The 14,694-nt window shown below is 52.6% G+C and carries 10 protein-coding genes; 8 read left to right on the top strand and 2 right to left on the bottom strand.

The annotated features are described in order from the left end of the window. The first annotated feature begins 508 nt into the window (after positions 1 to 508). The 8 genes from CA13_RS24810 (at position 509) to CA13_RS24775 (ending at position 9,537) form a co-directional block, all read left to right on the top strand. Positions 509 to 2,200 (top strand): glycosyltransferase family 2 protein, encoded by a 1,692-nt coding sequence (locus tag CA13_RS24810; protein ID WP_419194774.1) that lies wholly within the window; start codon positions 509 to 511, stop codon positions 2,198 to 2,200. 186 nt (positions 2,201 to 2,386) lie between these two features. Next, positions 2,387 to 2,881: a PEGA domain-containing protein gene (locus CA13_RS24805; RefSeq protein WP_419194773.1), complete on the top strand. Its 495-nt coding sequence runs from the start codon at positions 2,387 to 2,389 to the stop codon at positions 2,879 to 2,881. A 264-nt stretch (positions 2,882 to 3,145) separates the two neighbouring features. Next, positions 3,146 to 5,776 (top strand): hypothetical protein, encoded by a 2,631-nt coding sequence (locus tag CA13_RS24800; RefSeq protein ID WP_146401271.1) that lies wholly within the window; start codon positions 3,146 to 3,148, stop codon positions 5,774 to 5,776. A gap of 174 nt (positions 5,777 to 5,950) precedes the next feature. Then, on the top strand, positions 5,951 to 6,670 hold the full coding sequence (locus CA13_RS24795) for an SDR family NAD(P)-dependent oxidoreductase (protein ID WP_146401269.1): 720 nt from the start codon (positions 5,951 to 5,953) through the stop codon (positions 6,668 to 6,670). 79 nt (positions 6,671 to 6,749) lie between these two features. Further along, positions 6,750 to 7,574 carry an Fpg/Nei family DNA glycosylase gene (locus CA13_RS24790; RefSeq protein ID WP_146401267.1) on the top strand — a complete coding sequence of 275 codons (825 nt, stop codon included), beginning with the start codon at positions 6,750 to 6,752 and terminating at the stop codon, positions 7,572 to 7,574. Positions 7,575 to 7,876: 302 nt separating this feature from the next. After that, the gene (locus CA13_RS24785) at positions 7,877 to 8,227 is read left to right on the top strand and encodes a phosphoribosyl-ATP diphosphatase (RefSeq protein ID WP_146401265.1); all 351 of its coding nucleotides are present in this window, start codon (positions 7,877 to 7,879) and stop codon (positions 8,225 to 8,227) included. A 41-nt stretch (positions 8,228 to 8,268) separates the two neighbouring features. Continuing rightward, a complete protein-coding gene (gene hisG, locus CA13_RS24780) occupies positions 8,269 to 9,129 on the top strand; it encodes an ATP phosphoribosyltransferase (protein ID WP_146401263.1) in 861 nt (286 codons plus the stop codon). A 63-nt stretch (positions 9,130 to 9,192) separates the two neighbouring features. Continuing rightward, positions 9,193 to 9,537 (top strand): rhodanese-like domain-containing protein, encoded by a 345-nt coding sequence (locus tag CA13_RS24775; protein ID WP_146401261.1) that lies wholly within the window; start codon positions 9,193 to 9,195, stop codon positions 9,535 to 9,537. An 80-nt stretch (positions 9,538 to 9,617) separates the two neighbouring features. On the opposite strand, the gene CA13_RS24770 is transcribed toward CA13_RS24775, so the two are convergent. Continuing rightward, positions 9,618 to 12,833, bottom strand: coding sequence for an efflux RND transporter permease subunit (locus CA13_RS24770; RefSeq protein WP_146401259.1), 3,216 nt, complete (start codon positions 12,831 to 12,833; stop codon positions 9,618 to 9,620). Continuing rightward, a complete protein-coding gene (locus CA13_RS24765; RefSeq protein ID WP_146401257.1) occupies positions 12,830 to 14,683 on the bottom strand; it encodes an efflux RND transporter periplasmic adaptor subunit in 1,854 nt (617 codons plus the stop codon). The genes CA13_RS24770 and CA13_RS24765 overlap by 4 nt, the downstream gene beginning before the upstream one ends. Between the last annotated feature and the right edge of the window lie 11 nt (positions 14,684 to 14,694).

The raw sequence follows: 14,694 nt of genomic DNA, 5'->3' as shown, positions 1-14,694 counted from the left end.
TTCGTGCAGATTCGTGTCCTTCGTGGCGAATGGTGCGAGTATTTTCTGCCACGAAGTCCACGAAGGGACACGAAGCGGAAAGTGATTGCAGGGAAGCGGCGGGATGAATCGGGAAGATACTAGGATGGACCTTGTGGGGGGAAAACAAATCTAACGGTCTGCTACTGACTCTTTGATATTCGTGCAGATTCGTGTCCTTCGTGGCGAATGGTGCGAGTATTTTCTGCCACGAAGTCCACGAAGGGACACGAAGCGGCGGGATGAATCGGGAAGATACTTAGGATGGATCTTGTGGGGCGCAAATAAATCTAACGGTCTGCTACTGACTCCTTGATATTCGTGCAGATTCGTGTCCTTCGTGGCCGTCAAGTCTTCCCGGGCCGGAAGTTTACACGACATCCACTTCGTATTGCTTGCATCGCGATTGATATTGACGTTTGAACGGCTGGGTTCTTAGCATCCTGTGCGGTTGAAGAAATCAAAAAACGCTTGAAACATGGATGTTGGCATGTCAACTGGAAAACTATGTATCGTCGCCAATTCCTATTTTCTCGGGCCTGAGGACTCTGACGCCAGTAGCAATTCGGCTTATTCCGACACACTCGCTCGGACGTTGGCGGCTGACGGTTGGACCGTCCATATTCTCTGGTCGGCTGATGGCGAAGACTCCGACTTCAGCAAATCAAGAGCGTTCAAATCCCTCCGAGATGACCTAGCAAACTACGGCATTCAGCTATTTCACGTTGATCAATTCCCGCTTCGAGGCGAGGATTTGCTGGAGTGCACGCTGGTCGGCGAGATGAACGACCGGAGCATGCGTATTCGCCAAGCTCTAGGGCAATTAAATGAAACTCACCATTACGATTTGATTGAATTGGCGGAAATCGGAGGCGATGGCTTCCGCACTGTTGAGGCACGCGTGATGGGATCGGCGTTTGCAGAGACGGCAATTGTCGTGAAATTGCATGGATCGTCCCAATGGCATCGACATCACAATCACCAATGGCCCCAAGGGGTCAACGACGCGGTCGCCGACTATTTTGAACGTTACACATTTGAAAACGCCGATTTTCAACTGGCCCCTTCGTTGGAGATGCTCGACTTCGTCACGAGCGTCGGATGGAACGTGAAACCGGACGCGAAAATCGTTGCTAATCTAGCAACAAACAGTGACTTAGCAACAAACAGTGACTTAGCAACAAACAGTAACTCAACCACAGACCGTGGCGAACTGGCTAAGCAAGTTTACAACGAGTGCTTTAGCCGAGCATCATCGGAATCTCCTGCATCACCTTATGCACACCGGCTTGCTGCTTCCGAGAAACCGCTCGTGAGTATCGCCGTTCCGTACTACAACATGGCCGACTTTGCCCCCGACACATTGGCGTCGCTGGCCGCACAGGACTATCCGAATTTGGATGTGATGGTCATTAACGATGGATCGCCGGATCCGCGATCGATTGCAGTATTTGAGGAACTAACACAAACTTATCCGCAATTCCGTTTTCTGTCGCATGAAAATCGGGGCCTGGGCGCGACGCGAAATCGAGGCATTGCCGAGGCGAAAGGGGAGTATGTCGTCCTGGTCGACTCGGACAACATCGCACGTCCTGAAATGGTCTCGCGAATGGTTCAGGCGATGCAGCGGAACCCGGACCTGAGTGCAGCGACCTGTTTCTTCACTGCGTTTGAGGAGACATCGGATATTGCCGAAGGGCGTTTTGGGTACGCCTATCGTCCTTGTGGCGGTCCGTTTGCGGTTTCAGGAATAAGAAACTTTTACGGGGATGCCAACGCGATCTACCGTACTGAAGCGATGCGACGCAGTGGCGGATTCGAACTCGATCGCGACACGAGCTATGAGGATTGGGAATACTTCGTAAAGTTGGCGTGCCAAGGGCATAAGCTAGGAGTGGTTCCGGAGTATTTGTTCTACTACCGACATCGCGCCGACAGTTTGATGCGAAGCACCGACATGTACCTGAACCAATACCGAGTCCTTCGGCAATACTTTCAAGCAACCAACTTACCTCATGCTGAGCGAATCAGCCTATGGTCGGTACTGATGGGACTGACCGAGGGTCGCCAACCTAAACCGAGGCGAAAAAAGAAGAGGGCAGCAAAACGGGTGATGGCTGAATTACATCGGGTGGCTCGCAAGTTGTCAGGTGGCAAGGTTCAAAGGAAACGTGCTGCTTAAGATCGTGCGGCTTTAGATAGTACTGGCTAGGATCGTTCGCGTTTCAGGATGGCGGTGAGGCTGCGGTTAGCCTCCTGCGCTACGATTGTTTGCGAATTCGGATTGGTCTGGCGGTCGAGCTTGAAGAATTGTTACCAGAGAGATTACAGGTCAAAACACTCCTATTGACGTGCAGGAACGAAAAGCTTGTCATTGTCTCGACGCAACGAACGATTTAGCAGACTTGCTAGCGAAGTAGCGGTTCACTCGCATTTGCGATCGCCCCATATCGCGGTGGTGCTATTGGGAACAGTGTTTTTAGCGATTTGCCAGTCGGGATGTGTTCGTCGACGGATGACCGTCCGGACGAGCCCGCCGGGGGCAACGATTTCGGTTGACAACCAAGTGATTGGCACGAGCCCAGCGGCGACCAGTTTTGTCTATTATGGGACGCGAGAGGTCAGGGTCGAAAAAGACGGTTTTCGTACCGAGACGATTCGTCGGCGTCTCAATCCGCCCTGGTACGAGTTTCCTGGCCTCGATTTTATCTCCGAGACGCTTTGGCCGGGGGAACTTCGTGACGAACGAATCATTGATGTCCAACTTGTTCCCAAAATGCTCGAACCGACACCCAATGTGCTCGAGCGCGCCGATGCGTTACGAAGCCAATCGCAAGCGGGAATCGTCACGGCACCTCGCTAACGCAAAACCGGCTTTGGATTGCCGCGTTTTGCTCCGTAAAAACCTGCTTTCAGGATCGCACTTTCGCGGAGCCAAAGGCGACATCAACGAGCGAGTGCTTTGCCAACCTTTCACATTAGGATCCGGCCGTAGCGGAAGTCGTCAAGACTTTCGGCGATTACGGGACCGGCCGATACTCTTGACGAGTTCCGCTACCCTAAAATCAAGAAGTGACGGAGCACTAGACCTGTGGCCGAAATCCAAAATATTCGGTGAGCAAGTTTGATGAATTGGCGTGATCGGCTTTCCGTCCTGGTGCTGCCCGCAATCATCGTGTTGCTATTTGCCACCGCGCTAATGGGTATCGATCGGTTGGCGTTTCGCGATGTGAGTCATTTCTACACGCCGCTGTACAACTACGTGGCGGAGCGGACGAGTCGCGATTGGTTCCCGATGTGGAATCCGCTTGATCAAACCGGCATTCCGTTGGTGGGTGAAACGACGACGGCAGTGTTTTACCCAATTCGCTATCTACTGTTTGCACTTCCGATTGCCAGTGACGTGGCGATGAGTCTGTACGTTGTCGTTCACTTCATTATTGCCGCGTTTTCAGCTCGGTACGCTGCACGGCGAGCTTGCATCGCTTTTTGCACTTCAAAAGTCGGGGATGTTGATTCCGCCAAACGCAATACGACACTGATAGAATCGCAACCTCAACGAGCGAAGGTGTCCGCCGTTGTGGCAACGATCGGGGGGATGACTTATGCATTATCGGGCAGCGTCCTGTTTCTGTATTCCAACCCCCCCTTCTTAGTCGGTGCTGCCTGGTTGCCGATTGTGCTTTCCACTTGGATTGATGGGAATTCGAAAGAAGGACGGAAGGCAAGGCTTCTCGACCGAATCCTGGTCAGCGGAACTGCGATGGCGATGATGATTTTGGGGGGTGATCCGCAAACCGCACTTCATGCTGTGATCGTTGGCATGGCAGTCGCAATGGTGAGGGGAGTTGCAGGTTGGAAAAAGGATGCGGGCGAAACCAAGCTATCGAGTCCGCCGGCCACTGAAACACGGCAACGCCGATTTCGCGACTCACTCGTTTCGATCATTCTTGGTTGTCTGCTTGCAGTCACGTTATCGCTGCCTCAGATTGCTGCGTCCGTATCGTGGAGCGGGCAGAGTGACCGAGTGATGCAGGACGACTCACACGATTGGCTCGCTCCGCCACCACGCGACTCCAAACGAGCGCGAGCGTTTCAGTTCTCCGTCGCTCCGTGGCATGCCATTGAATTGGTCACTCCCAACGCATCGGGATCAATGCTGCCGAACAACCATCGGTTTAGCTTGCTTATCCCGGGTGAAGGCCGAACATGGACACCGACGGTCTACATGAGTGCCTTGGTTGTGATCGCGTTGATCTGCCAACTTGCAAGCCAGACATTCTGGCGTCCGAGACCGAAATTGGACGTATGGATCGTGATCGCGATTACCGCGTGGTTTGTTGCCATGGGCCATTTCGGATTAGTATGGATTATTCAAAATGCAAGCGGAAAATTGCAGGGCGTCGACAGTGCCGTGGGCGGACTGTATTGGTGGCTGTATCAGTTCCTTCCTGGTTACGATTCTCTGCGTTATCCTGCAAAATGGTTGCCGATCGTCGCGTGTTCGCTATCGATCGTGATGGCCAAGTGGTTGGACCAAGTCGAACCAGAATCTTGGGTAACGATACGGCGAGTGATTGTCTTGCTGGTAACGACTGCAGCGGCACTTTTCGTGAGTGCCACTGTCGCTGCGATTTTCCCAGATTCCTTTGGACTTGACGAAACATCCACACCGGCGGATCGATTTTGGGGCCCGCTCAACATCCAATCGGCTCTGGTTGAAATCCAATATTCACTCGTCCATACGATCGTTGTATTGATTGGATTGGGCGGGATCTTTTTCGCATGGTCCAAAGGAAAATTGTCCAGGCCCGCTGCCACTCGATTATTGATCGTGATCGTTGCACTGGATTTGTCTATTTCGACTCTTGAATGTGGACTCATTGCGAAAGTACATCGTGAACAGGAACTTCAAATACTGACCACGATGAAAACGCTGCATCATGCACCGAAGGACGCGTCCTTTGCGATGCGGACACGATCTGGGAACGGATGGCCCGACCATTGGAAGACGAGCGAAAGCGACCAACGGCTTATCGAGACCGAAGCGAGCATGCGAGCGGCGTGGTTTGGCCGTTGGCATTTGCTGCACCGGCAAGCCGTCCTGAACAACATGACATCGATACAAAGCGAATCGATGGCGAGGTTTTGGGATGCAACGAGAGAGGTAACTGCATCAATGACTCCTTCGGAGCGAAGTCGTTTTTGGGATTCCATACGAGCTTGGCTGGCGATTACTTCCGTCGTTCAAGTCAGTGATGAATCCGAACTGATCACGGTCGACAAAGTTGACTATGCGATTGTGAAGGTCCGTCATTACGTTAGAGCGAGTCAAGCTTTGAAATCGATTGGTTTGGTACAAAGACAGGATGGACTGCAACAGGACGACGATTTCGAGCATCTTTTGCGATCCATTGCCTCGGGAACATCACGCCCCACGGTCGCCCAAGCAACGGTAGAGATTATTGAACGCGGGCCTGACTCGGAAACGCTATTGGCTAGCTGCGATGAGCCTTGCATGCTCGTTCGCAACGTCTACCAGGACGGCCACTGGAAGGCTCAACTAACGTCAACCGACGACGGCCAGGTTACCGTCGCGGCGGTCAAACCGGTCGAGTTCCTGAAGCAAGGTGTCGAGATTCCGGCAGGGGACTGGAAGATTGAATTTGATTATGCCCCATGGTGGCTCAAACCTTCGATGTTGGTTTGCTTGGGCGCATGGTTGAGTTGCCTGAAGATCGTTGTTTCTAAGCGGTGAATTTCGGCGATGGTTTCAAATCACAACGCCTTTTACAGGGCAAACGATGCGCCCACAGCACAACTCCTTCGCAAATCGAGATCCGACGGAACTTGCCAAATTTCAGGCTTTGGCTACAGTCCTTCTTTGTGACGGCAAACCGCTACTCTCGCGAAAAAGGCTGAAGCATCTCGAATGGACAATAAGCAATTCTTAGTAGTTGGTGGCAGTCACGGCATCGGGTTCGCTATCACCAAACGATTGCTCGATAGTGGTGCATCGGTAACGGTCGTCTCTCGCACTGTCGGACAACTCGGCGAGCTTGATGAGAGTTTGGCTTCGAGGATGAACTATATGGCTGCCGATGTCACGACCAACGAGATCGATTCGTTGGTGATTCCGGAACAGCTTGACGGGATGGTCTATTGCCCTGGCTCGATCAATTTGGTCCCGCTGCGGACGATGAAACCAGCGTTATTGCGGAGCGATTTTGAATTGAATGTGGTTGCCGCGGTACGAATGATGCAAAGAGCCACCGAGCCGCTAAAAGCATCGACGCCATCAAGCGTCGTGTTGTTTAGCACCGTGGCGGTTGGAACTGGACTAGCGATGCACACCTCGGTCGCGGCCGCGAAGGGTGCAGTCGAAGGTATCACCCGCACGTGGGCAGCGGAGTTTGCACCAAAAATCCGCATCAACTGTATCGCACCCGCTTTGACCGAAACACCGTTGAGTGAACGACTGCTGTCGAACGACGCGAAACGTAAGGCGATGGCTTCCGTTTATCCGCTCGGCCGATTCGGCGACGTTGACGATATCGCATCGATGGCTACGTTTCTTCTCGGGGACGAGAGCACCTGGATCACCGGCCAAGTATTCGGCATCGACGGCGGGATGTCTCGAGTGAAAACGTGATCAGAATTCGGTAACAGACAGAGTCACTTTAGGCTCTCGCAAACGCCGAGAAGCTGAAACGGGGCGTCGGCACAATTGAATGCCCCAAGGACACGCTTTCATGCCCGAAGGACACGCTCTCCACCGAATCGCCGACGACCACACGAAATGGTTCGCAGGAGAAACATTGGATATCGAATCGCCTCAAGGGCGTTTCGCAAAAGAAGCTGCAATTCTATCGGGGAGTCGATTGGTTGCAGCAGAGGCCTTTGGCAAGCATCTGTTCTATCATTGGTCGGTAGCCCGCAAGCAAGCACTAACAACGATGCATGTTCACCTTGGGCTCTACGGAAAATTCCATACAAAGCGTGTCCCGTTGGCCGAACCGAAAGGGGCCGTGCGAGTGCGTGTGGTGGGATCCAATCGAGGCTTTGATTTGAATGGGCCGAATTGTTGTGAATTGATTAACAAACCAAAGTTCAATGCCATCTGTGCACGCCTGGGGCCTGATCCATTACGTCGCGATGCCGATCCGTTGGTCGCATGGAACCGGATTCATCGTTCGCGGGCAGCGATTGGGACGTTGCTACTAAATCAATCGGTGATCGCGGGGATTGGCAACATCTTCCGAGCGGAAATCCTGTTCCAACTTGGCATCCATCCCGACCGACTTGGGAAAGAAATGAGCCAAGAGGATTTCGAGCGATTATGGAGTTTGACGGTCAAGTTAATGACGATCGGAAAGCAACATAACCGAATCATCACAGCCAAAAGCGAGGAAACGGGGAAAGAACGGAGCCGTTTGCGAGACAATGAGCGGTTACTAATCTACAAGAAACCGTATTGTTCTCGCTGTGCCGCGGAAGTCACTTTTTGGGACCAGGGAGCCCGAACGATCTACGCATGCGAGCGATGCCAAACATGAGAAATGGCAGAACGCATAGCTTTCGAGAGCATTTTTTTGCGAGACAGAGGCACCAAAGACGTGGAATCCCCATGTTAGCAATTCGTCTTTCGGCACTCTTATCAGCCTTCTGAAGAACGCCACAGTGGGCCGCACCAAGTGCCGCGTCGTCCCGGCATGCCCTGTTTTCAAAGGCAAAAACCACTATCGGGCCTGCGTCACTGAAGCTCCTTATTCCGGCCTACACGAAAAAAAACAGGCTGTTAGGCTATAGGGACTATTGATGCCCTTTTTAATTCTCGCACGCCTAGCCGACTTGCTTCATGAATCGTCCACTTGATTCTCATCCATTGGAACCGCTTTCGCGATTGATGCGAACGCTCGCCGAACGTGCTCAAACGCGTCCAGCGGACTCCTACACGACCAAGCTCCTTGATGGAGGACCAGAGAAAATCGGAAAGAAGATCCGCGAGGAGGCTGAGGAATTAATCGAAGCGGCTTCGGAAGAGGGCGACGCGGGCCGAGAACATTTTGTCTATGAAGCGGGCGACCTTGTCTACCACACGCTCGTTTTGCTGGCGTACAAAGGAGTCGACTTGAACGAAGTCGCCGATGAATTGGATCGTCGCGAAGGGACTTCGGGACTCGTCGAGAAAGCCAATCGAAAAAAATAACGGATCAGTAAAAACGCAATCATTTAGAAAGTAGAAACACCTTGGATACTCAAAATCACCTTCGAATCGGCTTGCCAAGTAAAGGCCGCTTGTGCGACGTGGCAACCGATTTATTGACTCAAGCGGGGCTGCAATTTCGTCGTCAATCACGCGGGCTATTTGCTCGTGTCAGCGGTTTACCAATTGACTTGATCTTCCTGCGAACCGATGACATCCCAACCCTGTGTGCCGAAGGAGCCATCGACATGGGGATCACCGGCAGCGACTTGGTCGAAGAAGCAGGTGCGGACATTCAATTGCGAATGAAGCTTGGCGTTGGACGTTGTCGATTGGCGGTGTGTGTGCCAGATGACTCGAGCGCGAAATCGGCAAGCGATTTAGATACGAAGCGAATCGCTACCAGCTTTCCTTCGATCACCGAACGATATCTTGCCGGCCATGATGCCGAGGCCCATTTGGTATCGCTTACGGGCAGCGTGGAAGTGATGATCCAACTCGGCGTTGCCGACGCAATCGTTGACTTGGTAGAAACCGGTAGCACCTTGGCCGCGAATCGGCTTCGAATCCTTGGCGAGATCGGTTCTTACGAAACGGTTTTGATTCAAAATGACCACTGCCGCGATCAAGTCACTGCCGACCGAGTCGTCCGCCGCCTCGAAGGTGTTGTGATCGCACGTGATTATTCGCTACTGGAATACAACATCCAGAGAACAAAGCTCTCGGAAGCCGAGAAAATCACACCCGGTTTCGATTCGCCGACCATCAACGCCCTTGAGGACCAAGCGTGGTGCAGCGTCCGCGTGATGGTAAAGCGAAAAGAAGTTATCGATGCCATGGAAAAGCTCGAAATCCTTGGTGCATCGGCCATCTTTGAAACGATGCTATCGAACTGCAGACTCTAAGATTCTCGAATGGTCTTGCCAGACAAATTCACAACACCTTTTCAAATTTTCATTTTGCCCCCCATGCCAAACACTAACGATTTACCTATTCAAATCGATGTTCACTCTGTCAATGAGATGCTCAAACGGGGCGAAGACTTCTTGTTACTTGACGTTCGCGAACCGAGTGAGTTCGCAATTGCAAAAATCGTGGGCAGCATGCTATTGCCGATGAGCGAATTGGCTGGGCGTGCCGCCGAACTCGATCCACACCAAGATCGATTGATCGTTGTCCATTGCCACCATGGCGGACGCAGTTTGCAAGTGACGCATGCACTGCAAGCTAGCGGATTCAAAAGAGTCCAAAACATGGATGGCGGCATTGACCAGTGGAGCCTACAAATCGATTCGTCGATATCGCGGTATTGAATATCGGCCGCCTATCGCGAGTCGTCTTTTGCGTTTAGCGGATTTGGCCAGCAGAAACCGCCCCTACCCACTTAGACGAGTTAATCCTCGACAAGCGAATGCCCGAACAGTTCGAGGATCCGAGTGTAAATCATGTAGAATACCGGGACCAGAACGAGCACCAAAAGCGTCGAAAGCATCAACCCGAACGCCAAGCTAGCAGCCATTGGTATCAGCAATTGAGCTTGAAACGATTTCTCCGTCAGCAGCGGCAAAAGCCCTGCGATCGTCGTCATACTAGTCAACATGATCGGCCGAAAACGACGCTCGCCCGCATCGATGAGCGCGTGCCGTGGGTTGAGTCCATCGCGAACACGAACATTAATAAAGTCGATCAATACGATCGAATCGTTCACAACGACTCCAGCCAAGGCGACTAATCCAAACATGCTGAATAGAGTCAGCGGCAATCCGAGTACTGCGTGTCCCCAAACCGCTCCGACCATCCCGAACGGGATGACCAACATGATCAGGATCGGCTGTGCGTAACTGCGGAATTGGAGCACCAGCAGAACGAACATACAGATCAACGCGATGCCGAAGCCGACTTTTAAACTGCCGACCGATTCGTTGCTCTGTTCACGTTGTCCTTCGAATCGAATCGCGATCGCAGGAAACTCTTCTTGCAGCTTCGGAATGAACTCGCTCTGCAATTTGCCGATAATCGATTCAGCGTTTGCCGTTGTCTCATCCAAGTCGGCCGAAATGGTGATGGACCGCATCTGATCGACTCGATTGATTTCAGAAAAGCCTCTTTTCAAATTCACATCCGCTAACTCCGTGATCGGCCGCTCGTTACCGTCATTGGTCCGCACGCGTATTTCGCGAAAATTCACTAAGCTGTTTCGCTCTTCTTCGGGATGCCGAACCATCAGCTTCACTTCATGCCGGCCTCGCTGCAATCGCATTACTTCGGCACCGAAGTAGGCGTTTCGGACCGTTTCGCCCAAATCGGTCGGCGTCACGCCGGTGGCCAAGGCACGGTCTTTGACGCGAAATTGGAATTCCCATTTTCCGGGAGTATTGTCGTCCGCGATGTCAAAAACTCCTTTGAACTTGCCCAGCCGATCTTTGACCGATTCGGTTGCCGCCAACAATTGATCCACGTCATCGCTCGGAGCTAACAGCTTGAACTCGATCGGCTTGCCGCCCGGGCCAACTCCAACAGTGCCATAAGTAACATTTTCAACACCCGCAAATTCGCCGGCTTCCTTTCGCCACATCGCCAACAACCGGTCGCTATGAATATCGCGAATTTCGGTATCAAACAACTCGACAAAGATTTGTCCCACGTTGCTACCGCCACCACGACTTCCACCCATCGGGCTGTCGGTGTTGGTGATTTTGCCAAGTTCGCGATACGTCAAACGGACGGGGCCTTTCCCTTCGGCAGCGGTTCCGGCGTAGACTTCACTCGTTTCCGCTTCGACCTGTTGACTGACGCGCCGGATCGCTTTTTCCATGATCCGAGTGGCATAGTCGGTTTCCGACGCCGGCGTTCCGTCCGGGAACGTGATCGAGGCATGCAGATAATTGTTATCCGATTTTGGAAACAAGACGCTCGTTACAACCCCACCGCGAATCATCCCGATCGTAACCAAGAACAATCCCGACGCGATGGCAAGCATAAAGGGAGGATGCCGCAACCCGAACTTCAATGTCGGCAAGTAAAGATTTTGGCAAACCCAATCCATGCCTCGACAAGCGTGGCCGCTGAGCCATTCGAGTAAAATCCCAAGTGGGCGAATCGGATAAGTGATAATCGACAAGAGGCGGAAGAACCCTTGATGGTGATGAGCCAAGTGACAAGGCAACACGAAACATCCCTCCCACAATGAAATGCACAACATCGCGATCACCGCGAACGGGATCACTGCCATGAATTTCCCCATCACCCCAGAAACAAAAAACATCGGAGCAAAGGCGATCACGGTTGTCGTAATCGATGCCGTCACACTCGGCAGCACTTCGGTAGCACCATCAATCGCCGCCTGTAACATCGGCTTTCCCATTTGTTGGTGCGAATAAATGTTTTCCCCGATCACAATCGCATCATCCACGACGATACCCAACGCGATCAGAAACGAAAAAAGGCTAAGCATATTGAGCGTCTGATCGCCCCAAGCCAACATCGCTCCGGCACCCAAGATTGAAATCGGAATGCCCATCGCCACCCAAAACGCCAAACGGGTTTCAAGGAACAACGCCAACACCAAAAAAACCAACGCCAAACCTTGGGCACCGTTTCGCATCAACAATGCCATCCGGTCACGCACATCGGTACTGGTGTCACCCCAAAGTTCAAACCGATATCCATCGGGCAATTCTTTTTGAGCGACGTACTTTCGAACCGCATCGACCAACGCCAGCAAATCTTCGGTCTTCGTTCGTTCCACATTCACCACCATCGCCGGTTGACCGTTGATTTCACCAACCGCCGTGACGTCAGCAAATTCGTCTCGAACTTCTCCCAAATCCGAAACCGTTAGGACGACCCCATTGGGCTGAGTTACCAGCGGTAACCGAGCAATTTCTTCGCCAATGCGTCCTTTGTTCTTCGCGCGAAGCAAAACTTCTTGCCCTTCGGATTTGAGTTGTCCGCCGGGCAATTCAACGTTTTGTGCACGCAGGATGCCAGCGACCCGCTGGAGAGACAATCCATAGCTACGAAGCGTCGTTTCGGGAATTTCGACGTCGATTTGGTAGTCGCGTGTCCCCATCATCGAGGCCGATGAAACCGCAGGAATTTGCAGCACGTCGTCGCGAACTTCTTCGGCGACTTCGCGAAGACGAAGCTCGCCTTCGCGGGAATGATCATTCGGCCCAACGATACCAATGCGAATGGCCGCTTCGCGGAACGTGATCTGCTGTACTTGCGGGTCTTCCGCCAACGCGGGAAAGCTTGGAATACGGTCGACTTCGCGGTCGATCTCGGCCATCACCTTTTGCACATCTTTGACGTCGCTGCGAAGTTCCGCCAAAACATATCCAGCACCTTCTTGGGCGATCGAGGTCACTTTCTTGATCCCGTCAATCGAACGAATCCCTTCTTCAATCTTTTGACAAATCGCCTCCTCGGTATCTTGAGGTGTCGCGCCCGGATAGGGGACGCTAACCATCACAATTTCAAGTTCAAATTGAGGAAACACCTCGCGGCGCATATTCCATAGCGACATCCCGCCGACCAACATCAGGGCCAACATCAGCACATTCATTCCAGGCGAGTTGGTAATCGCCCAAGCAATCAATCGCTTCATTGTGCCGACTCCTTGGCCAAAATGTTGCCTGTCGCTACGCCGTTGGTCTGCGATTGTGATTCCGCGAGCTCGGGCCGTTGGATCCGTGCCGGAATCAAGTCGCTATCGACACTTCCGACGGGCGAAACCACCACGAAAGCACCGCCCACCATTGATTGATCCTGCACCTCACAAACCCACCATTTTCGTTTACCAAAAACCACCGCCTCCTCCTCTGGTGCCGTCTCTTCTAATCCATCAATTCCATCAATCGATAATGAATCAACCGGAAAAATAGAAGTACGATTCACCACGCGACCTGCTTCCCATTGGCTTGGGTCAAAAGTCTCGGTGTCGGAAGCTTCAACGGGTTCTTTGACAGGTTCTTTGACAGGGGGAATGTCAAGATCGATATTCGTTTCGTCCGCCTGGGACTGCTGGGCATCTTCCGCTTTGCCGACATCTAGCACCGACGGATCGGGAATGAATTGCCAGGCACGATTTCCCGGCTTCAATCCCTCAGCGGGAATCACCACCAACGGAGTTTGCGGCTCAATTAGCAATTTCACGGTCACGAACATCCCACGAACCAAAGTCGTTGGTCCTGTCGGATCGGCTTTGAACACTCGCTTGTCGTTACTCTTAGAAGCGGCGATTTGGTGGAACTGTTGAGGATTGTCGACGACGATTCGCACAGGCACCGTTCGCGTGTTCGCATCCACACCGATGCCGTCATAACTCATTAAGCGAGCGTCCCACTGGTATGCGGTCTCGCCACGGCCTGAAATCTGAAACTCGACAATTGCAGGCGTCTCTGGCAAATCGTAGCCGCGCCGTTCCCCCGAATTTGACAATCCGGACTTCGAGCGATCTTTCTGGTCCAAAATCCAATAGAGTTGATCCATCCGCAAACTGGTGGCAACTTCAACCTTGGTCGTATCTTCAATCGTCACGATTGGATTGCCGCGGGCGACGAAGGAGTTCAGTTCGGCATCTTCGCTCACAATCACCCCGTCGATAGGTGAAACGATCTCGGTCCGCTTCAAATTCTGTTTTGCAAGTTCAAGCTGGGCTTGAGCGAGTCGCTCGGAAGCTTCCAATCGACTTCTTCGTTTGCGAAGCAAATCGAGTTGGTTTTCGCTCGTCACTCTCGACTGAGTCGCCTGCAACAAGGCCCGCTTTGCTTTGTCAATTTCTCCTTCGCTGGCATACCCACTGGGCATCGTTCGCAACCGTTCCACTTCGCGTTCCTGCAACACCTCGTCTTGTTTGACTACCTCTATCAATCGTTTTGTGTTGACCATTTCCTGGTCCACTTCGCCAAGCGCCTCGTATTCTTGTTCTTGCAGACGCGTCAATCGCTGGGCCTCCAACTCGTAATCGGTCGGGTCAATCTTCATCAGAAGCTCGCCTTTATTGACAATAGCACCTGCTTCGCAGTTGTCGGATTTGAACACAATCCGGCCTGCAACTTCCGTCGCAACTCTCACTTCGCGAAACGGGACCACCGTGCCATCAACTCTCAATTGCAGCTTTTGCTCAAACTCCGAAAGCGAACGAACTCGCTCCACTCGAACGGGCATCAGCGCCCGCATGCGGCCCGCCAAGGTCGCGTCTTCGGGCGGTCGCTGGGCTGGCTCGACCGAACCGAGCACAATAACGATCGCTATCGCACCAGCGACAATCCCAAGCGGAATCAAGATATTGAACAATAACCACTGTGACTTAGCCTCCGAACCATGCGCATGCTTACGACCATGCTTATGACCATGTGCAGGCTGGTTCTCGTGACGAGCCTCATGCGGCTCTGCCTTAACCGAAGGTTCCACGGGAAGCTCCGAGACCACTGGAGTCATTTTGTCTGTATCCATATAGAAATCTA

The organism is Novipirellula herctigrandis (assembly GCA_007859835.1).
In the GTDB taxonomy this organism is placed as follows: Bacteria; Planctomycetota; Planctomycetia; order Pirellulales; family Pirellulaceae; genus Novipirellula_A; species Novipirellula_A herctigrandis.
The sequence above is the reverse complement of the archived record's forward strand: the minus strand, read 5'-3'. Positions and strand labels throughout refer to the sequence as shown.